Genomic DNA, 20,913 nt, shown 5'->3' on the forward strand with positions numbered 1-20,913 from the left:
GTATGGAAAAAGTGATGTTATCTTTTGACAACGTAAGCGCCCACTACGGCAAGATTCAGGCGCTGCATAACGTCAGTCTGCATATTAATCAGGGGGAAATCGTGACCCTGATTGGCGCCAACGGCGCGGGGAAAACCACGCTGCTGGGTACCCTGTGCGGCGACCCGCGCGCCAGCAGCGGGAAGGTGGTGTTTGACGGTAAGGATATTACCGACTGGCAGACCGCGAAAATCATGCGCGAAGCGGTGGCGATTGTCCCGGAAGGGCGGCGCGTCTTCTCGCGTATGACCGTTGAGGAGAATCTGGCGATGGGCGGTTTTTTTGCCGACCGTGACCAGTTCCAGACCCGCATCAAATGGGTCTATGAACTGTTCCCGCGCCTGCTTGAGCGCCGTATTCAACGTGCGGGCACCATGTCCGGCGGCGAGCAGCAGATGCTGGCGATTGGTCGGGCGCTGATGAGCCAGCCGCGCCTGCTGCTGCTTGATGAGCCCTCTCTGGGACTGGCGCCGATCATCATCCAGCAGATTTTCAACACCATCGAACAGCTGCGCGAGCAGGGGATGACCATCTTCCTTGTCGAGCAGAACGCCAACCAGGCGCTGAAACTGGCTGACCGCGGCTATGTGCTGGAAAACGGCCACGTCGTGCTGGAAGACACCGGCGATGCGCTGTTGGCTAACGAGGCGGTGCGTAGCGCCTATCTGGGCGGATAGTGAAGATAAAACGCCCGGCATCTGCCGGGCGTTTTACTTGGCTCCTACAGCTCCAGAGAGCGTTTCCACAGCATAAAATCATATTGTTCGAGCGCATCCGCTTTGGTACGCCAGCTTCCGCTGGCGGTGGCGATGATTTTCTCGAACAGGCCGTCAGCGATATCCGCCAGCGGCGTACCTTCGATAATCGGCCCGCAGTCATAATCGATAATATCCGGCATCTTTTTTGCCAGCGCGGTGTTGGTTGAAACTTTGAGAACCGGAACGATAGGGTTCCCTGTCGGCGTACCTAACCCGGTTGAGAAGATCACCACGTTGCACCCGGCCGCGACCAGGCCCGTTACCGCGTCCACATCGTTGCCCGGCGTGCAGACCAGCGAAAGGCCGCTTTCTCCCATCGGTTCGGCATAGTCGCATACCGCGCTAACCGGCGCTCTGCCGCCTTTTTTCGCCGCGCCGGCGGATTTTATCGCGTCAGTGATCAGCCCATCGGCAATGTTTCCCGGGCTGGGGTTATCGGCGATGGTGGTGCCGAAGAAGTTCGCGACATGCTCATAGTTTTTCATCAGCGACAGAAACTTCTCTTTCAGTTCGCGGGTCGCGCAACGTTGAACGATATCCCCTTCCGCGCCGCACAGCTCGGGGAATTCCGCCAGCCCCGACGCGCCGCCGAGGGCGACAAGGCGGTCTGACACTTCGCCCATCGCCGGGTTTGCGCTGATCCCCGAGAACCCGTCAGAAGCGCCGCACTTGACGCCGATTTTCAGATGGGAGAGCGGGACGTCCTGCCGCTCGGCGACGGGGGCTTCGCGGATCGCGTTATAGGTTTCGGTCAACGCATCCTGCATCATTTTTTCTTCGCTACTCCAGTCCTGCTGCCTGAAGTAAATAATCGGTTTGCTGAAGTTTGGGTTACGCTTCGCCAGCGCGGCGTTGAAATCAACAATTCGCGCTTTTTCACAGCCGAGAGCAAAAACCGTCACGCCAAGAACGTTGGGATGATCGGAATAGGCGGCCAGCACGTCGCACATCGTCATGCTGTCCGAGGTGGCGCCGCCGCAGCCGGAATTAACGGTAATACAGCGAATACCGTCAAGATGCGGAAAGGGCAGATGCCGGGTATCGTTTAAAGCCCCTGCCGATGTCACCTGGCGAGCAAAATTTTTCAGGCCGTTATTGGCGTAGCCAAGGGCGTCGTTCAACGCATCGGTGACGCGCTGAACGTTGCGGTTTTCACAGAATACCAGCGGAATGACCAGCCAGTAGTTCGCGGTGGCGACCCGGCCATCTTCACGCACGATTCCCTTAAACGTCCGCTTTTGCCAGGCGGAAACATCCGGCTGCTGCCAGTCATAGGGGGCGACATCGTCAAGCGTAACCGGGGCCGCGTAGTGTTTGATATTCTCCGTTGTGATGGCTTCGCCCCGGGTGATGGGGCGCGTCGCTTTACCGACCGGTACGCCGTACAGTGAAACGATATCGCCGGGCGCAATATCCTCGGTGGCAAATTTATGTTTGGCTTTGACATCGCTACGCAGAACGTAGGCCTCATCGTTCCAGTGAACCCGCTGTTCTTTGCGTAAGTCCTGCAGCGCAACGATTAAGTTATCAGTAGGGTCAATCTTTAAGATGGTCTGCATGTTATTTATCCTTTGTTATAGGCGCATCAGGACTTAGTGATGAGTGACCGCAACGCCGTTTGTCGCTTTTCTGCCGGCAAGAGCGGCAATAAGCAGCGCACAGCAGATGGTAATCAGCGACAGTGCGACCAGGCCCGCCGAATCGTTGCCGAAGAAGGTATCGACCTCAACGCGAATGAGCGGCGCCAGGAAGCTACAAAACGCGCCCATGGTGGTGCAAAAGCCGATACTGGCGGCCAGCGCCGAGCCTGACACAATCTGCGCCGGGAAAGTCCAGAAAATGGGTTGCACGGAGAGAAAGCCGATGGCTGACAGCGACAGCGCGGCAATGGCGAGCACCGGGCCGGACCAGGCAGAAACAAACAGCCCCAGCGCCGCAGCCAGCATACAGATGACCGAAATCAGTACCCGGCGAGCCGGCATTTTGTCCGCCAGACGCGGAATGTAATAGACGCCGACGGCGGAGCAGGCCCATGGAATGGCGGCGACCAGCGACTCTTTAAAGCCGAGCGTGGAACCCATTAGCGAGGCGACTTGCGAAGGCAGGAAGAACATCAGTCCGTACACGCTGATCTGGATGGTGCCGTAGATCAGCGCCAGGTGCCAGACTTTAAGGCTTTTCAGCGCGGTACCGACGCTGCTGGTTTCCGTCTGCCTCTGCTCCTGCTGTAGCTGGGCAGTCAGCGCCTTTTTCTCTTCTTCGTTCAGGAAGCGCGCTTTGGCCGGCGTATCGTCGAGCCAGAACCAGGCGAAGATCCCCATGATGACCGCCGGAATGCCTTCAATGAAGAACATCCAGAACCAGCCGGGTTTACCGAGGAAGCCGTGCATTTCCAGAAGCGCGCCGGAGATGGGCGAGCCTAAGGTCAGCGCCAGCGGTACGCCGAGTACGAAGATACCGACTACGGATGCGCGAACTTTATTGGGAAAGTAGATGGAGGCCAGCAGCAGAATACCGGGATAAAAACCGGCTTCGCCTAATCCCAGTAAAAAGCGCAGGACAATAAACTGGGTTTCCGTCTGTACCAGTCCGGTGAGGGCAGAGAGGACGCCCCACAGAACGGTGGTGATACTTAACCATTTTTGCGCGCCAATTTTATTCAGAATCAGGTTCGCAGGAATGCCAAACAGCGCATAGGCGGCGAAAAAGATCCCCGCCCCGAGGGCGAAGGCGGAATTGGAGAGCCCAATATCCACCTGCATCGCCTCTTTGGCGAATCCCACGTTCACCCTGTCGATAAAGGCGATGAAGTACAAAATAAACATCAGTGGCACCAGGCGCTTCCATGATTTGGTAATCGCGGAATTGAGGGCCGGATTGTCGTAAGCTGTGATGGTTTTCATAATACCTCCGCGTGGGGGTCAGGCATTAATTTCAATACCAGCGCGGGAAAGTATCCGCAGAATACTTTCGGTCTGGCAGGTGGCGAGCGAGCTAAACGGTGCCGTGCAGCGGTCGGACTGAATAATTCCGCGCAGCTGTAGCGCTTTTTTAAATGTTGGAATGAACGGATCGTTAACCGCGTAAATATCCATTAACCCATCCACTTTTTGCTGATACCGCGAAATTTTCTGCAAATCGTTATCGCTAAATGCCTGCATCCAGTCGCGGAATATTTCAGGGCAAATATTGGATAACCCGCCGATACATCCATCGCCCCCCGCCAGGACATTGTGCGCGAAGTTATTGTCATAACCGGCATAGACTTCAAAATACGGTAGTTCAGATTTTACCTGGCGAATCACCTGCGACGTATGATTGGTGTCCGGAATGGTGTCTTTAAGACCGACAATGTTTGGGAACTCTCTGGCGAGTCGTAAACAGACCTCTGGCGAGACGCAATAGCCGGTACGTTCCGGGAAGTTATAAATAAATATTTTGGCGGCGGTGCGGCGAGCTATCTGGCTATAAAATGTATAAATGCCTTCATCAGTCAGGCGGAAGTACCACGGGCTGATAATCATGACGCCATCCAGTCCGCACTCATCTGCATAGTTTGCCAGCTCTACGCACTCGTCAATATCCATGCGGCTGGTACCTGCATAGGCCTTTATTCCCTCGCGCGGGAACTCTGCCGCCATTTGAATGACCTGACGGGATGTTTTCATATCCAGCGAGAAAAACTCACCGGTACTACCCATGACGACAAATCCCGATACGCTGCTTTTAATGAAATCGTACAGGCGAAAGTTGCCTTCAGGATCCAGCCTGCCCTGCTCATCAAAAACCGTTATTGCCGGGGTGATGTAACGACTTTGCATATTAAACCTCTTTGTTGTTCGTATATACAAACAGCGTCTGTATTTGCGATTAAGCATAAGTAAACACGCCATCGACGTGAAGTCAAATGGCGCCAAAGTCGTGCGGATAATTGATTAACTCAATGAATAGATGGGGAATTATGCAGAATAGTCGGGCGCCACGGTGGATCATTAAATATCGGCATTGTGTGGGTAATCACAATTCCGAAGGCGCCGTTGGCAAATAAATCAGTAATTTTTAATATCAGGCAGCTTATTCAGCACGCTTTCGATACGACCCTTGGCCTCTTTTAGCGCATGAATAACCTGCTGCGTTTTTTCATCGCTGGCGCGGAAAGAAGGCAATGAGACGCTGATCGCCGCCAGAATAATGCCTTTCTGCTGCAGGGGGACGGCGAAGCAGATGGTATCGTCGTTGATTTCCCGATCGTCCATGGCATAACCGTTGGCGGCGACCATATCCAGCTGCTGACGAAGCTGGGCCATATTCGTTACGCTGCGGGCGGTAACGCAAGGAAAACCCTGCGGAAAGAGCTCCAGTATCTCTTCGTCACGATGTTTATGCAGCAGCGCCTTGCCCAGGGCGGAACAGATCGCCGGAAGGCGAGTTCCTACCTTAGAGACCAGCTGCACGGTTTGATCGCCCTGGACTTTATCAACATAAAGTACCCAGGCGTCATCCAGAATGCCGAGCTGGCAAACTTCGTTGCATTCATTGACCACCGCGTGCATTTCGCTATTGATCGTTTTCAGCCAGAACTCTTTTTCCACCGTTGAGCTGGCCAGAACCGCGCAGGAGATCCCCAGAGTGTAAATCCCGTTGCGAGCGTCGTGACTGATATATTTGCGATACTGCAGTGATTTGAGGATCGGGAAAATGGTTCCCTTGGCGATATCCGTTTTGAGCGATAGCTCGGAAAGCGTCATTCCATCCGCGTTGGCTAAGGTTTCCAGAATGAGCAAAACGCGCTCGGTAGGTTTATGAAGCGTCTTCATATTTTTTCCTTTTGACGGCTCGCCGTAGAGTGCTCTTTAACGCACTCTATTTAACTACAGATCCCCCTTTATCTGTAGTCTGCGCCGCCTCTCTTTTTCCCTTGCCATTTCCCTGCCACTTTTTTTTCACCGTTTCATCATGTTTTTGCCAATTTATTGTAATATTTTTGTAATGCAATAGTTATTTTTCTGTCATTCGAGCATGTCATGTTACCCCCGCGAACATAAAACGCGTGAAATCGCGCATCTGGAACAACAAGAGAGATAACCGATGATATCGTTACGACATACAGCTTTAGGACTGGCGCTCAGCCTGGCATGTGCCGGTCAGGCGCTGGCAGTGACCAATATTCCGTTCTGGCATTCCATGGAAGGGGAGTTGGGTAAAGAAGTTGATTCTCTGGCGCAACGTTTCAACGCGGCCAATCCGGATTATAAAATTACACCGGTGTACAAAGGTAACTATGAACAGAGCCTGAGTGCCGGCATTGCGGCATTCCGTACCGGTAATGCGCCGGCGATCCTTCAGGTTTATGAAGTAGGTACTGCGACGATGATGGCTTCGAAGGCCATTAAGCCGGTATATCAGGTGTTCAGCGATGCGGGTATTAAGTTTGATGAATCGCAGTTCGTCCCGACCGTTTCCGGTTACTACACCGATTCCAAAAGCGGCCATCTGCTCTCCCAGCCGTTTAACAGCTCCACACCGGTGCTGTACTACAACAAAGACGCCTTCAAAAAAGCCGGTTTAGACCCGGAGCAGCCGCCGAAAACCTGGCAGGAGCTGGCAGCCTATACCGATAAGCTGAAAGCCGCCGGGATGAAGTGCGGTTACGCCAGCGGCTGGCAGGGCTGGATTCAGATTGAAAACTTCAGCGCCTGGCATGGCCTGCCGGTGGCGACCAAAAACAACGGCTTTGACGGTACCGATGCGGTACTGGAGTTCAACAAGCCGGAGCAGGTCAAGCATATCGCCATGCTGGAAGCGATGAACAAGAAGGGCGATTTCAGCTACTTCGGGCGTAAAGATGAGTCCACCGAGAAGTTCTATAACGGGGACTGCGCGATAACCACCGCCTCTTCCGGTTCGCTGGCCGATATTCGCCAGTACGCGAAGTTCAACTACGGCGTGGGGATGATGCCGTACGACGCCGACGTGAAGGGCGCGCCGCAGAACGCCATTATCGGCGGGGCCAGCCTGTGGGTGATGCAGGGTAAAGATAAAGAGACTTACACCGGGGTGGCGAAATTCCTGGAATTCCTCGCTAAACCGGAAATCGCTGCGGAATGGCATCAGAAAACCGGCTACCTGCCGATTACCACCGCCGCTTATGACCTGACCCGCCAGCAGGGCTTCTACGATAAGAATCCAGGCGCGGATATTGCCACTCGTCAGATGTTGAACAAGCCACCGTTGCCGTTCACCAAAGGGCTGCGTCTGGGCAACATGCCGCAGATCCGCACCATTGTGGATGAGGAGCTGGAAAGCGTGTGGACCGGGAAGAAAACGCCACAACAGGCGCTGGATTCAGCGGTACAACGTGGTAACCAGCTGCTGCGCCGCTTCGAGCAAGCAACCAAATCGTAATCTGTAACTTGCCCGGTGGCGCTGCGCTTACCGGGCCTACGATGTGCCCTATGTAGGCCGGGTAAGGCGTAGCCGCCACCCGGCATTGTTCAGGAACCCAATCTCAATGTCATCATCCCGTCCGGTATTCCGCTCGCGCTGGCTGCCTTATGTGCTGGTCGCGCCGCAGCTGATTATCACCATTATTTTCTTTATCTGGCCCGCGGGCGAAGCGCTGTGGTACTCACTCCAGAGCGTCGATCCGTTTGGTCTTTCCAGCCAGTTCGTTGGCCTGGACAACTTCGTGACCCTGTTCCACGACCCGTACTATCTGGACTCGTTCTGGACCACCATTAAGTTCAGTAGCCTGGTGACCTTCAGCGGGCTGATGATTTCTCTGTTCTTTGCTGCGCTGGTGGATTATGTCGTGCGCGGCAGCCGCTTTTATCAAACCCTGATGCTGCTGCCCTATGCCGTGGCGCCAGCGGTGGCGGCGGTATTATGGATTTTCCTCTTTAACCCCGGCCGTGGACTGATAACCCATTTCCTCGGCGAGATGGGCTATGACTGGAACCATGCGCAGAACAGCGGCCAGGCAATGTTCCTGGTGGTCTTTGCCTCGGTATGGAAGCAGATCAGCTATAACTTTTTGTTTTTCTTCGCTGCATTGCAGTCGATCCCGCGCTCGCTGGTTGAGGCTGCCGCCATTGACGGCGCCGGGCCGATTCGCCGCTTCTTTAAACTGGCGCTGCCGTTGATTGCGCCGGTCAGCTTTTTCCTGCTGGTGGTCAACCTGGTCTACGCCTTCTTCGATACCTTCCCGGTGATCGATGCTGCCACCGCCGGCGGCCCGGTACAGGCGACCACTACGTTGATTTATAAGATCTATCGCGAAGGTTTCGCCGGGCTCGACCTGTCGGCGTCCGCCGCCCAGTCGGTGGTTCTGATGTTCCTGGTGATTGTGCTGACGGTCGTTCAGTTCCGCTACGTTGAAAGTAAGGTGCGCTACCAATGATTGAGAACCGTCGCGGGCTGACGATTTTCAGCCACACCATGCTGATTGCGGGGATCGCCGTCATCCTGTTCCCGCTGTATGTCGCGTTTGTTGCCGCGACGCTGGATAACAAAGCCGTTTTTGAGACGCCGATGACGCTGATTCCCGGCGGACATCTGCTGGAAAATATGGCGACCATCTGGACCCAGGGCGTTGGCGTGAACAGCGCGCCATTCTGGCTGATGATGCTCAACAGCTTCATCATGGCCTTCGGTATCACGGTCGGGAAAATCGTGGTCTCAATGCTCTCCGCGTTCGCCATCGTCTGGTTCCGCTTTCCGCTGCGTAACCTCTTCTTCTGGATGATTTTTATTACCCTGATGCTGCCGGTTGAGGTACGTATCTTTCCCACCGTGGAAGTGATCGCCAATCTGAAGATGCTCGACAGCTATGCCGGGTTGACGCTGCCGCTGATGGCCTCCGCGACCGCCACCTTCCTGTTCCGCCAGTTCTTTATGACCCTGCCGGACGAGCTGATCGAAGCGGCGCGTATCGACGGCGCCTCACCGATGCGCTTTTTCCGCGACATCGTGCTGCCGCTCTCGAAAACCAATCTCGCGGCCCTGTTTGTTATCACCTTTATCTACGGCTGGAACCAGTATCTGTGGCCGCTGTTGATTATTCAGGACGTGAATCTTGGCACCGCAGTGGCGGGTATCAAAGGCATGATCGCCACCGGAGAAGGCACCACCCAGTGGAACCAGGTGATGGCGGCGATGCTGCTGACGCTGATTCCCCCGGTTGTTATCGTTTTAGCCATGCAGCGTGCGTTTGTGCGTGGTTTAGTGGACAGTGAGAAGTAGGTTGTATCCCTTGATTGTTCGTGGCGTCGACGCTGAGCCGAAACCGCGTAATCAAGGTGGAGGATGATGGACATAGTGGGCCTATGTCCAAATCCGACAACGCAGAGTACGCGGTTTCGGCACGCGTCCCGAAGGGCTGGGGCCATTTTTGCCCGGTACCGCGTTACTCGCGTCTTATTTGGGCCCACCAAACTGCGACGCTTGCGCCTTGCCCCGAGCAAAAATAGCCGCCAGCGACGTTCATGAACAATCAAGGGATACAACCTTTTATGGCAGGTTTAAAACTACAGGCAGTAACCAAAAGCTGGGATGGCAAAACCCAGGTCATTCAACCGCTGACGCTGGACGTCGCGGACGGGGAATTTATCGTTATGGTCGGACCGTCCGGCTGCGGGAAATCAACGCTGCTGCGCATGGTTGCCGGGCTTGAACGCGTGACCAGCGGCGACATCTGGATTAACCGCCAGCGCGTCACCGAGATGGAGCCGAAGGATCGCGGGATCGCGATGGTGTTTCAGAACTACGCGCTTTATCCGCACATGAGCGTGGAAGAGAACATGGCCTGGGGGCTAAAAATACGCGGTATGGGCAAAGGCCTGATCGCCGAGCGGGTGCAGGAAGCGGCGCGTATTCTGGAGCTGGATGGCCTGCTCAAGCGCCGCCCGCGCGAGCTCTCCGGCGGCCAGCGCCAGCGCGTGGCGATGGGCCGCGCCATCGTGCGCGACCCGGCGGTATTTCTGTTTGATGAACCGCTATCGAATCTCGATGCCAAGCTGCGCGTCCAGATGCGTCTTGAACTTCAGCAGTTGCATCGTCGTCTGAAAACCACCTCGTTGTACGTCACGCATGACCAGGTGGAGGCGATGACGCTTGCCCAGCGGGTGATGGTGATGAACAAAGGCATTGCCGAACAAATTGGCACCCCCGTCGAGGTGTACGAGAAGCCGGCCAGCCGCTTTGTGGCGAGCTTTATTGGCAGCCCGGCGATGAACCTGCTAGACGGGCGCGTCAGCGAAGATGGTCATCGTTTTGAGCTGGAAGGCGGTCTGCGTTTACCGATGAATGGCGAGCATCGCCGCCATGCCGGGCGTAAGATGACGTTAGGTATCCGCCCGGAGCATTTTGCATTAAGCTCCCAGGCGGAAGGTGGCGTACCGCTGGTGATGGATACGCTGGAAATTTTAGGTGCCGATAACCTTGCCCACGGTCGCTGGGGCGAGCAGAAACTGGTGGTCAGGCTGCCGCATCAGCAGCGTCCGTCAGCAGGCAGCACGCTGTGGCTGCATCTGCCCGAGGATCATCTGCACCTCTTTGATGGTGAAACAGGACAACGCGCATGAGTCACTGGCCTTATCCTCACATCGTCGCCCATCGTGGCGGCGGGAAACTGGCGCCGGAAAACACCCTGGCGGCCATCGACGTCGGCGCCCGTTTCGGGCATACGATGATCGAGTTTGACGCCAAGCTGTCGAAAGACGGACAGATTTTTTTGCTGCATGATGACAATCTCGAGCGCACCAGCAACGGCTGGGGCGTCGCCGGCGAGCTGGCCTGGAGCGAACTGCTGAAAGCCGATGCCGGCAGCTGGTATAGCCATGAATTCAAAGGCGAGCCGCTGCCGCTGCTGGCCGAGGTTGCCGAACGCTGTCGTCAGCACGGCATGATGGCGAATATCGAGATTAAACCCACAACCGGCACCGGACCGCTCACCGGGAAAGCGGTGGCGCTGGCGGCCCGGGAGCTGTGGCAAGGTATGACGCCGCCGCTGCTCTCATCGTTCGACATTGACGCGCTGGAGGCGGCGCAGCAGGCGGTGCCTGAGCTGCCGCGCGGGTTGCTGCTGGATGAGTGGCGTGAGGACTGGCGCGAGCTGACCACGCGCCTGGCGTGCGTTTCGATCCACCTTAACCATCAACTGCTGGATGAGTCGCGAGTGGCCAGCCTGAAAGCCGCGGGTCTGCACATCCTCGTCTATACCGTCAACAAACCCCAGCGGGCGGCTGAGCTGTTGCGCTGGGGCGTGGACTGCATTTGTACCGATGCCATTGATGTCATCGGTCCTGACTTCCACGCCTGATCCTTCGGCAGACGGCCGTTATGGTGTCGTCTGCCGTTGCAACATCCCTCCGTTATTATTCGGCAACATCTGCTGGGACGAATTCAAATTACCGCTCTGGATGACCCGCTGCTGGTTGTTGTTGAGCTGCGTCTGGAGATGCTGCTGCTGGGCGCGCGTCTGGCTCTGCATATCCTGCTTCAGCATGCTCTGGTGCTGCTGCTGTTGCACCTGCATCTGATTTTGCATCCGCTGCTGGCTGGGGATGACGTACCCCGGCTGATTGGGATTATTGGTGGTGTTGAGTGGCTGCGCCAGGACGCTCAGCGGCAGCAGCGCCGCCAGAAATAATAGTGCTTTCATGGTTCTCTCCTCCCGTGCGTGGGATCACTTAAGTGTACCTCCTTTTCAGCATAACAATGATTTTTTAGGACTTATCAACCAGGCTTAAGCGGGGAAAAAAACACTTCAGGAGTAAGACAATGATAAACACGCGTTCCTGGCGTCAGGTGGTCATCGCTGCTTTGCTGGCCGGCGGAAGTTTTGCCGTCAGCGCAAATCCCACCCCGCCGCCCGTTTCTTATGGTGTCGAAGAAGATGTCTTTCACCCGGTTCGTGCCCGGGAGGGGATGGTGGCCTCGGTAGATGCGACGGCGACCCGCGTCGGGGTGGATATTCTGCGTCAGGGGGGCAACGCCGTCGATGCCGCGGTGGCCGTGGGCTATGCGCTGGCGGTTACGCATCCACAGGCCGGTAATATTGGCGGCGGCGGGTTTATGATGCTGCGTACCAAAGACGGTAAAACGACGGCGATTGATTTTCGCGAAATGGCGCCTGAGCAGGCCACCCGGGATATGTTCCTTGATGATCAGGGCAACCCGGATAGCAAAAAATCGCTCACTTCACATCTGGCTTCTGGTACGCCGGGCACCGTGGCAGGCTTCTCATTAGCGTTGGAAAAATACGGCACCATGCCGCTGAACAAGGTGATCCGTCCGGCGATTAAGCTGGCGGAAGAGGGCTTCACGGTGAACGATGCGTTGGCCGACGATCTGAAGACCTACGGGAGTGAAGTCATCCCCAGTCACCCGAACAGTAAAGCCATCTTCTGGAAAAACGGCGAGCCGTTGAAGAAAGGTGACAAGCTGGTGCAAAAACAGCTGGGCAAAAGCCTTGAGCTGATCGCGGAGCATGGCCCGGATGCGTTTTATAAAGGGGCGATTGCCGATCAGATTGCCGACGAAATGCACAAAAACGGCGGCCTGATCACCAAAGCCGACCTTGCCGGCTACAAGGCAGTCGAGCGTACGCCGATAAGCGGCGAATATCGCGGTTATCAGGTGTTTTCGATGCCACCGCCTTCGTCCGGGGGGATCCACATCGTACAGATCCTCAATATCCTCGAAAACTTCGACATGCATAAATATGGCTTCGGCAGTGCAGACGCCATGCAGGTGATGGCGGAAGCCGAAAAACATGCCTATGCCGACCGTTCGGAGTATCTCGGCGATCCGGACTTCGTCAAAGTGCCGTGGCAGGCGCTAACCAACAAAGCCTACGCCAAATCGATTGCTGAACAGATTGATATCAACAAAGCCAAACCTTCGAGCCAGATTCGTCCGGGCAAGCTGGCACCGTATGAAAGTAACCAGACCACCCATTTCTCGGTGGTGGATAAAGAGGGTAACGCGGTGGCGGTCACCTATACGCTGAATACTACCTTCGGGACCGGTATTGTGGCGGGTAGCTCCGGGATACTGATGAACAACCAGATGGATGACTTCTCGGCGAAACCGGGCGTTCCGAATGTCTACGGGCTGGTGGGCGGTGATGCCAACGCCGTCGGGCCGAAAAAGCGTCCGCTGTCGTCGATGTCGCCGACTATCGTGGTGAAGGAGGGGAAAACCTGGCTGGTGACCGGCAGTCCGGGCGGTAGCCGCATCATTACCACCGTACTGCAGATGGTGGTCAACACCATCGATTTCGGTATGAACGTGGCGGAAGCCACCAACGCGCCGCGCTTCCATCATCAGTGGCTGCCGGATGAGCTGCGGGTGGAGAAGGGGTTTAGCCCGGATACGCTGAAGCTGCTGGAGCAGAAAGGGCAGAAAGTGGCGCTGAAAGAGGCGATGGGAAGTACCCAGAGCATTATGGTCGGCCCGGACGGGACGCTGTATGGCGCGTCCGATCCGCGCTCGCCCGGTGATTTGACGGCGGGATACTGATTGATGTGCCGGGTAGCGGTTGACGCCTTACCCGGCCTACAGATGATGCAGAATCACGGGCCCGGCTGGCGTGGCGCCACCGGGCCATATTTAGCGGTTACTTGAGGCGCGCCATGAAATGCGCATCCACATACTCGCCGTTACGCAGGGCAAACTTCCGCGCGGTCCCTTCGACGACAAAACCGTGTTTGCGATAGACGGCAACGGCGGCGGCGTTATCGGCAAATACCGTCAATTCGATGCGCTCGACCCGCAGCCAGTTATCGCACAGGTTAATCATTTCGCGCATCAGCGCGCTGCCCACGCCACGCCCGTGGAACGCTGCGTCAACGCTCATTCCGAAGGTGGCAACGTGGCTCCGGCGAGGTCGCGGCTCGACGCTGAGCATCAGGTGACCGACGACGCCATTGTCAAGAGTGGCGACCAGATGGTGGCTGTGTGGCCTGGGCTGTAGACGTTCTTGCCACATTTCCATCGAGGGATGAGGAAGTTGTAGTGTGTCGTGATAGACCTCCGGGTGGGCCGTCAGCTGGCGTAAAGGTTCTGCATCGCGCGGTTCAGCGTGGCGTATCACTATGTCACTCATTTCTCTTCTCCTGTGCCGCGGCATCGCGGTCTTGATCCCCTTTATTGGCCTTTTAAACATCCCTGACTTTAAAAAATGCGTCAACGGCTAATTTTTGCAAAAAGAGGTAGACAAGTGCGAATGAGAATGATTATTATTGTCCTGCATTCAGGGAGACCCTTGCGGAAAGCCTGAAAGCACGACATTGCTCACATTGCTTCCAGTATTACTTTAGCCAGCCAGGTGCTGGCTTTTTTTTTGGCTTTTTTGCCGGACATTTCCACCATCCTGAATAGGTTAAGAGTTAAGTTCGTCGCCGGGGTGCGCTATGGTTAGCAGCAGAAACCTCAACAAAGGACGGCTTTATGACTCTGCACTGCGCGTTTATTGGGTTTGGCAAAAGCACCACCCGCTACCATCTTCCTTATGTTCTGCACCGCAAAGACCGCTGGCACGTCGCGCATATCTATCGCCGCAGCGCGAAGCCGCAGGAGCAGGCGCCGCAGTATTCTCATATTCATTTCACCAGCGATCTCGACGATGTGCTCAACGACCCGCAGGTAAAACTGGTGATTGTCTGTACTCATGCGGACAGCCATTTCGAATATGCAAAGCGGGCGCTGGAGGCCGGTAAAAATGTGCTGGTAGAAAAACCGTTTACCTCCACGCTAGCTGAGGCAAAGTCGCTCTTTGCGCTGGCGAAGAGCCGGGGGTTGACGGTGACGCCATACCAGAACCGCCGCTTTGATTCCTGTTTCCTGACGATGAAAAAGGTGATTGAGAGCGGCAAACTGGGCGAGATCGTGGAGGTTGAGAGCCATTTTGACCTCTATCGCCCGGTGGCAGAAACACAGCCCGGAGTGCCGCAGGATGGAACATTTTACGGTCTTGGTGTGCATACGCTGGATCAGCTCATCTCGCTGTTTGGCCGCCCGGACCACGTGGCTTATGACATCCGCAGCCTGCGCAACAAAGCCAATCCGGATGACACCTTTGAAGCCCAGCTGTTCTACGGCGACCTGAAGGCCATTGCCAAAACCAGCCACCTGGTGAAGCTGGCGTACCCGAGGTTTACCGTCCACGGGCATAAAGGCTCCTTTATCAAATATGGTATCGATCGGCAGGAAACCAGCCTGAAAGCCAATATTATGCCGGGTGAGCCAGGATTCGGCGCGGACGATACGTTTGGCCTGCTGGAGTACGTCAATGAGGCGGGTGAAACCGTGCGGGAAGAGATCCCAATTGAAACCGGCGACTATGGGCGGGTCTATGATGCGCTGTATGAAACCCTCGTTAACGGTCAGCCAAATTACGTCAAGGAATCTGACGTTCTCACGAATATGGAGATCCTCGGGCGCGGGTTTGAACAGCCCTCTCCGGCCACGATAACCTTAGATAAATAAGCCTTCCTGGCTCCTTTGTAGTCATTCATATTTTTTGAACAGAGGAGTCAATTTTCACCCTCTATGATCGTGAGCAGATTGAGTCCACACTGACTCTATCGAAAACATACGGGGGTGCAACATGATCTACTTACGCAAAGCTAATGAACGCGGTCACGCTAACCACGGCTGGCTGGATTCCTGGCATACTTTCTCTTTCGCTAACTATTATGACCCGAACTTTATGGGCTTCTCGGCGCTGCGGGTTATCAATGATGACGTGATTGATGCCGGTCAGGGCTTCGGTACCCATCCGCACAAAGATATGGAAATCCTGACCTACGTGCTGGAAGGGGCGGTTGAACACCAGGACAGCATGGGTAACAAAGAGCAGGTTCCGGCGGGCGAGTTCCAGATCATGAGCGCAGGTACCGGGGTTCGTCACTCCGAGTACAACCCAAGCGATACAGAAAAACTGCATCTGTACCAGATCTGGATTATGCCAGAAGAAAACGGCATCACTCCGCGCTACGAACAGCGTCGCTTTGATGCTCTGCAGGGCAAACAGCTGGTTCTGTCGCCGGATGCCCGTGACGGTTCACTGAAAGTGCACCAGGATATGGAACTGTACCGCTGGGCGCTGCTGAAAGATGAACAGTCGGTGCATCAGATTGCCGCGGAACGCCGCGTGTGGATCCAGGTGGTGAAAGGCGAGGTGACGATTAACGGTACCAAGGCGACCACCAGCGATGGCCTGGCGATTTGGGACGAGCAGGCGATTTCCGTACACGCCGACAGCGATAGCGAGATCCTGCTGTTCGATCTGCCGCCGGTCTGATTCAGTTCTGAAGATGTTTAAATAAATTGCGCAGCCTTCCCGGATGTTTGGGAAGGTTGCGCTTTGTCCGTGATAAACTGGGAAAATGTCTCCCCGTTATCACAGTCAGGACGATGAAAAAGAAAAGACCCGTACTGCAGGATGTAGCCGATCTTGTCGGCGTGACCAAAATGACGGTCAGTCGCTTTTTACGTAACCCGGAACAGGTTTCCGAGGCCCTGCGTGGCAAGATTGCCGCTGCTCTCGATGAACTGGGTTATATTCCCAATCGTGCGCCTGATATCCTCTCTAATGCCACCAGCCGCGCCATTGGTGTGCTGCTGCCCTCGTTGACCAACCAGGTCTTCTCGGAAGTGCTGCGTGGGATTGAAAGCGTCACCGATGCCTTCGGCTACCAGACGATGCTCGCGCACTACGGCTATAAGCCGGAAATGGAAGAAAAGCGTCTCGAATCCATGCTCTCATGGAACATTGATGGCCTGATTCTCACCGAACGTACCCATACCCCTCGCACGCTGAAAATGATCGAAGTTGCCGGTATCCCGGTGGTTGAGCTGATGGACAGTCAGTCGCCGTGCCTCGATATCGCCGTCGGTTTTGATAACTTTGATGCCGCACGCCAGATGACCGCCGCAATTATTGCCCGCGGCCATCGCCACGTGGCCTATCTGGGGGCGCGCCTTGATGAACGTACTATCATCAAGCAAAAGGGCTACGAACAGGCGATGCGCGATGCCGGCATGACGCCGTATAGCGTGATGGTTGAACAATCTTCGTCCTATTCGTCAGGGATAGAGCTGATGCGCCAGGCGCGTCGCGAATATCCGCAGCTCGATGGCATCTTCTGTACCAACGATGACCTTGCGGTCGGTGCCGCCTTTGAGTGTCAGCGCCTGGGATTGAAAATTCCGGACGATATGGCGATCGCCGGTTTCCACGGCCATGATATTGGTCAGGTGATGGAGCCCCGACTGGCCAGCGTGCTGACCCCGCGTGAGCGAATGGGACGCATTGGTGCCGAACGGCTGCTGGCCCGTATTCGGGGTGAAGTCGTGACGCCGAAGATGTTAGATTTAGGTTTCACATTGTCACCGGGCGGATCAATTTAGACTGACAAGTTTGAAGTAGATCACACATATTCATTCCTGGCACGAATGGTGATTGCTTATCGCTAAGTCCGGCATGACAATGTTACCGATAACAGTTACCCGTAACAATCAATCGGTATACGAGTCTTCACGCTGTATTCTTGCAGCCAGTACGGCTTCGTATATGTGTCCAGTGGGAGGAAGCTTTGAGCACGACTAACCATGATCACCACGTCTATGTCCTGATGGGCGTTTCCGGCAGTGGTAAATCCGCTGTCGCCAGCGAAGTGGCGCATCAGCTGCATGCCGCGTTTCTCGATGGTGACTTTCTGCATCCGCGTAGCAACATCAACAAGATGGCCTCCGGCGAGCCGTTAAACGACGATGATCGTACGCCGTGGCTGCAGGCGCTGAACGACGCCGCTTTTGCCATGCAGCGTACAAATAAAGTTTCGCTGATCGTCTGTTCCGCTCTGAAAAAGAGCTATCGCGATATTCTCCGCAAGGGCAACCCGAATCTCTCTTTCGTCTACCTGAAAGGCGATTTCGACCTGATTGAAAGCCGTCTGAAAGCGCGTAAAGGCCATTTCTTTAAAACCCAGATGCTGGTGACCCAGTTTGAAACGCTGCAGGAACCTGGCGCAGACGAAGGCGATGTCTTAATCGTCGATATTGATCAATCGCTGGAAGGCGTGGTCGCGAGCACCATTGAGGTGATCAACAAAGGCAGTAACTAGTGAGTACATTAACGCTTGTTTTAACAGCAGTAGGATCCGTTTTGCTGCTGCTGTTTTTAGTCATGAAGGCGCGTATGCATGCTTTCGTGGCTTTGATGGTGGTTTCTATTGGTGCCGGTCTCTTTTCCGGCATGCCGCTGGATAAAATTGCGGCGACGATGGAAAAAGGGATGGGCGGGACGCTGGGCTTCCTGGCGATCGTCGTGGCGCTTGGGGCGATGTTTGGCAAGATTCTTCATGAAACCGGCGCTGTCGATCAGATTGCCGTGAAGATGTTGAAATCTTTCGGCCACAGCCGCGCTCATTACGCGATTGGCCTCGCTGGTCTTATCTGCGCGCTGCCGCTGTTTTTCGAAGTGGCGATCGTGCTGCTGATCAGCGTGGCCTTCTCCATGGCGCGCCATACCGGCACCAACCTGGTGAAACTGGTTATCCCGCTGTTTGCTGGCGTGGCGGCCGCGGCGGCGTTCCTGCTACCCGGGCCGGCGCCGATGCTGCTGGCATCGCAAATGCATGCTGACTTTGGCTGGATGATCCTGATTGGTCTGTGCGCGGCGATTCCGGGAATGATTATCGCCGGGCCGCTGTGGGGCAACTTCATCAGCCGTTACGTTGAGCTGCATATTCCTGACGATATTAGCGAACCAAGCCTGGGTGAAGGCAAGATGCCGTCCTTTGCCTTTAGCCTGTCGCTGATTCTCCTGCCGCTGGTGCTGGTGGGGCTGAAAACAATCGCCGCGCGCTTTGTGCCGGTTGGCTCCAGCGCTTACGAATGGTTTGAGTTTATCGGCCATCCGTTCACCGCGATTCTGGTCGCGTGTCTGGTGGCTATCTATGGTCTGGCGGTACGTCAGGGGATGGCGAAAGATCGGGTGATGGAGATCTGCGGTCATGCGCTGCAGCCTGCGGGGATTATCCTGCTGGTTATCGGTGCCGGTGGCGTCTTCAAACAGGTGCTGGTTGACTCCGGCGTGGGCCCGGCGCTCGGTGAAGCGCTGACGGGCATGGGGCTGCCTATCGCCATTACCTGCTTCGTGCTGGCGGCCGCGGTGCGTATTATCCAGGGTTCTGCGACCGTCGCCTGTTTAACGGCGGTGGGGCTGGTCATGCCGGTCATCGAGCAGCTGAACTACAGCGGTGCGCAGATGGCGGCGCTCTCCATCTGTATCGCGGGTGGATCCATCGTGGTGAGCCACGTGAACGACGCCGGTTTCTGGCTGTTCGGGAAATTTACCGGCGCTACCGAAGCGCAGACGCTGAAAACCTGGACGATGATGGAAACTATCCTCGGCACCACCGGTGCCATCGTCGGTATGATCGCGTTTACGTTGTTAAGCTAAACGCCGCTGAGCGTGTCCGGCCGAGCGACGCGAGGCCGGGCAAATCGCCCATCCAATCCCGCAAAAAAACCTCTCTGCTGAGCGATGAGACGAAAGGATTACCTCTCGTAAGGCCGCATCAGACCTGGTTTTCTCCGCTTTCCCCACCGGCGCGATAGCGCTAGATTTCTGCGCAGATCCATAATCCAGATCAATAAAAAAGCGGCGGAAAATATTCCCTTCCTGCGGTTATTTCCCCGATAATCTTTGCGGTTTTTCTGGGTACCGATGTCGGCAGAAGCTGCGTTCAATAAGTTGCTTTTCTGATTGCTGCGCAATCATTGATTAATTTCACTTGCGACTTTAGCAGCATTTTGTAATGTGAGGGATGATCCAGCAGGAAACTGGCTAGGCACAAACAGCACACATCTCCCAGGAAATACGTTATGAAAAATGTTGGTTTTATCGGCTGGCGCGGAATGGTCGGCTCTGTACTCATGCAACGCATGGTTGAAGAGCGCGACTTCGACGCCATTCGCCCTGTTTTTTTCTCCACCTCTCAGCTGGGGCAGCCTGCTCCATCCTTTGGTGGTAGCACCGGCGGTACGCTGCAGGACGCGTTTGATCTGGACGCGCTGAAGGCGTTGGACATTATTGTGACCTGCCAGGGCGGGGATTATACCAACGACGTGTATCCGAAGCTGCGTGAGAGCGGCTGGCAAGGTTACTGGATTGACGCCGCCTCTTCGCTGCGCATGAAAGACGACGCCATCATTATTCTTGATCCGGTAAACCAGGATGTGATTACCGCCGGTCTGAATAATGGCGTGAAAACGTTTGTTGGCGGCAACTGTACCGTCAGCCTGATGCTGATGTCCCTCGGCGGCCTGTTTGCCCAGGATCTCGTGGAGTGGGTGAGCGTGGCCACTTACCAGGCGGCATCCGGTGGCGGGGCGCGTCACATGCGCGAACTGCTGACCCAGATGGGCCAGCTGCATAGCCACGTGGCGACAGAGCTGGCGAATCCGGCGTCCGCCATTCTGGATATCGAACGCAAAGTGACGGCGCTGACCCGCAGCGGCGACCTGGCGGTTGATAACTTTGGCGTGCCGCTGGCAGGCAGTTTGATCCCATGGATCGACAAACAGCTGGATAACGGCCAGAGCCGTGAAGAGTGGAAAGGACAGGCTGAGACCAACAAAATTCTCGCCACCTCGTCAGTGATTCCGGTTGATGGCCTGTGTGTACGCGTTGGCGCGCTGCGTTGCCACAGCCAGGCGTTTACCATCAAGCTGAAAAAAGATGTCTCTATCCCGACCGTTGAAGAACTGTTGGCCGCACACAACCCGTGGGCCAAAGTCGTACCGAACGATCGTGATATTACAATGCGTGAGCTGACCCCGGCTGCCGTCACCGGCACCCTGACCACGCCGGTGGGTCGTTTGCGTAAGCTGAATATGGGGCCGGAATATCTGTCGGCTTTCACCGTCGGTGACCAGCTCCTGTGGGGCGCTGCCGAGCCGCTGCGACGCATGCTGCGCCAGCTGGCTTGATAACGGGATGAACCAAAAGGGGGTGTTTTACACCTCCTTTTTTTTGCGTAATACAAGGAGTAAACGCGGATGTTAGATTTTTTCCAACGGAGGTAAGACAGCCTTGGCTATG

General features: G+C 55.7%; 19 protein-coding genes. 13 read left to right on the forward strand and 6 right to left on the reverse strand.

The annotated features are described in order from the left end of the window. Positions 1-2: 2 nt before the first annotated feature. Positions 3-716, forward strand: a complete 714-nt coding sequence (gene livF, locus Q1L34_RS01600) for a high-affinity branched-chain amino acid ABC transporter ATP-binding protein LivF (protein WP_004868545.1) — start codon at positions 3-5, stop codon at positions 714-716. Between the two features lie 44 nt (positions 717-760). Here the strand turns inward: livF and Q1L34_RS01605 are convergent, their stop codons facing one another. The 4 genes from Q1L34_RS01605 to Q1L34_RS01620 all read right to left on the reverse strand — a co-directional run bounded on the left by Q1L34_RS01605 (position 761) and on the right by Q1L34_RS01620 (position 5,614). Beyond that, on the reverse strand, positions 761-2,356 hold the full coding sequence (locus Q1L34_RS01605; RefSeq protein ID WP_064359881.1) for a UxaA family hydrolase: 1,596 nt from the start codon (positions 2,354-2,356) through the stop codon (positions 761-763). Between the two features lie 33 nt (positions 2,357-2,389). Beyond that, the gene (locus Q1L34_RS01610; RefSeq protein ID WP_015585594.1) at positions 2,390-3,700 is read right to left on the reverse strand and encodes an MFS transporter; all 1,311 of its coding nucleotides are present in this window, start codon (positions 3,698-3,700) and stop codon (positions 2,390-2,392) included. 18 nt (positions 3,701-3,718) lie between these two features. Next, a complete protein-coding gene (locus Q1L34_RS01615; protein ID WP_015585595.1) occupies positions 3,719-4,618 on the reverse strand; it encodes a dihydrodipicolinate synthase family protein in 900 nt (299 codons plus the stop codon). 228 nt (positions 4,619-4,846) lie between these two features. Then, the gene (locus Q1L34_RS01620; RefSeq protein ID WP_327204344.1) at positions 4,847-5,614 is read right to left on the reverse strand and encodes an IclR family transcriptional regulator; all 768 of its coding nucleotides are present in this window, start codon (positions 5,612-5,614) and stop codon (positions 4,847-4,849) included. Between the two features lie 271 nt (positions 5,615-5,885). Between Q1L34_RS01620 and ugpB the strand changes: the two genes are divergently transcribed. From ugpB to ugpQ, 5 genes are all read left to right on the forward strand, one after another. Next, complete coding sequence (gene ugpB, locus Q1L34_RS01625) at positions 5,886-7,202, forward strand: sn-glycerol-3-phosphate ABC transporter substrate-binding protein UgpB (RefSeq protein WP_004868544.1); 1,317 nt, start codon at positions 5,886-5,888, stop codon at positions 7,200-7,202. Between the two features lie 106 nt (positions 7,203-7,308). Beyond that, on the forward strand, positions 7,309-8,196 hold the full coding sequence (gene ugpA, locus Q1L34_RS01630) for a sn-glycerol-3-phosphate ABC transporter permease UgpA (protein WP_004868543.1): 888 nt from the start codon (positions 7,309-7,311) through the stop codon (positions 8,194-8,196). After that, a complete protein-coding gene (ugpE, locus tag Q1L34_RS01635) occupies positions 8,193-9,038 on the forward strand; it encodes a sn-glycerol-3-phosphate ABC transporter permease UgpE (protein WP_004868542.1) in 846 nt (281 codons plus the stop codon). The genes ugpA and ugpE overlap by 4 nt, the downstream gene beginning before the upstream one ends. A gap of 269 nt (positions 9,039-9,307) precedes the next feature. After that, a complete protein-coding gene (locus tag Q1L34_RS01640) occupies positions 9,308-10,378 on the forward strand; it encodes a sn-glycerol-3-phosphate import ATP-binding protein UgpC (protein WP_004868541.1) in 1,071 nt (356 codons plus the stop codon). Then, entirely contained in the window at positions 10,375-11,115 is a 741-nt protein-coding gene (gene ugpQ, locus Q1L34_RS01645; protein ID WP_004868540.1) for a glycerophosphodiester phosphodiesterase, read from the forward strand. Before Q1L34_RS01640 ends, ugpQ begins: the two co-directional genes overlap by 4 nt. Before the next feature lie 18 nt (positions 11,116-11,133). On the opposite strand, the gene Q1L34_RS01650 is transcribed toward ugpQ, so the two are convergent. Continuing rightward, positions 11,134-11,457 (reverse strand): DUF2756 family protein, encoded by a 324-nt coding sequence (locus Q1L34_RS01650; RefSeq protein WP_004868539.1) that lies wholly within the window; start codon positions 11,455-11,457, stop codon positions 11,134-11,136. A gap of 119 nt (positions 11,458-11,576) precedes the next feature. On the opposite strand from Q1L34_RS01650, the gene ggt reads away from it, so the two are divergent. Continuing rightward, the gene (gene ggt, locus Q1L34_RS01655; RefSeq protein ID WP_004868538.1) at positions 11,577-13,319 is read left to right on the forward strand and encodes a gamma-glutamyltransferase; all 1,743 of its coding nucleotides are present in this window, start codon (positions 11,577-11,579) and stop codon (positions 13,317-13,319) included. Positions 13,320-13,416: 97 nt separating this feature from the next. On the opposite strand, the gene yhhY is transcribed toward ggt, so the two are convergent. Next, positions 13,417-13,893 (reverse strand): N-acetyltransferase, encoded by a 477-nt coding sequence (gene yhhY, locus Q1L34_RS01660; RefSeq protein WP_160873408.1) that lies wholly within the window; start codon positions 13,891-13,893, stop codon positions 13,417-13,419. 356 nt (positions 13,894-14,249) lie between these two features. On the opposite strand from yhhY, the gene Q1L34_RS01665 reads away from it, so the two are divergent. From Q1L34_RS01665 to asd, 6 genes are all read left to right on the forward strand, one after another. Continuing rightward, positions 14,250-15,287 (forward strand): oxidoreductase, encoded by a 1,038-nt coding sequence (locus Q1L34_RS01665; RefSeq protein ID WP_004868536.1) that lies wholly within the window; start codon positions 14,250-14,252, stop codon positions 15,285-15,287. 121 nt (positions 15,288-15,408) lie between these two features. Then, positions 15,409-16,104 carry a quercetin 2,3-dioxygenase gene (gene yhhW / locus Q1L34_RS01670; RefSeq protein WP_004868535.1) on the forward strand — a complete coding sequence of 232 codons (696 nt, stop codon included), beginning with the start codon at positions 15,409-15,411 and terminating at the stop codon, positions 16,102-16,104. Between the two features lie 113 nt (positions 16,105-16,217). Continuing rightward, positions 16,218-17,213, forward strand: a complete 996-nt coding sequence (gene gntR, locus Q1L34_RS01675) for a gluconate operon transcriptional repressor GntR (RefSeq protein WP_004868533.1) — start codon at positions 16,218-16,220, stop codon at positions 17,211-17,213. A gap of 185 nt (positions 17,214-17,398) precedes the next feature. Then, on the forward strand, positions 17,399-17,929 hold the full coding sequence (gene gntK, locus Q1L34_RS01680; protein ID WP_004868532.1) for a gluconokinase: 531 nt from the start codon (positions 17,399-17,401) through the stop codon (positions 17,927-17,929). Then, positions 17,929-19,269, forward strand: coding sequence for a gluconate transporter (gene gntU, locus Q1L34_RS01685; protein WP_015585601.1), 1,341 nt, complete (start codon positions 17,929-17,931; stop codon positions 19,267-19,269). The genes gntK and gntU overlap by 1 nt, the downstream gene beginning before the upstream one ends. A 425-nt stretch (positions 19,270-19,694) precedes the next feature. Beyond that, positions 19,695-20,801: an aspartate-semialdehyde dehydrogenase gene (gene asd, locus Q1L34_RS01690; protein ID WP_004868528.1), complete on the forward strand. Its 1,107-nt coding sequence runs from the start codon at positions 19,695-19,697 to the stop codon at positions 20,799-20,801. The last annotated feature ends 112 nt before the right edge of the window (positions 20,802-20,913 follow it).

Source organism: Klebsiella ornithinolytica, assembly GCF_030505655.1.
Lineage (GTDB): Bacteria > Pseudomonadota > Gammaproteobacteria > Enterobacterales > Enterobacteriaceae > Klebsiella > Klebsiella ornithinolytica.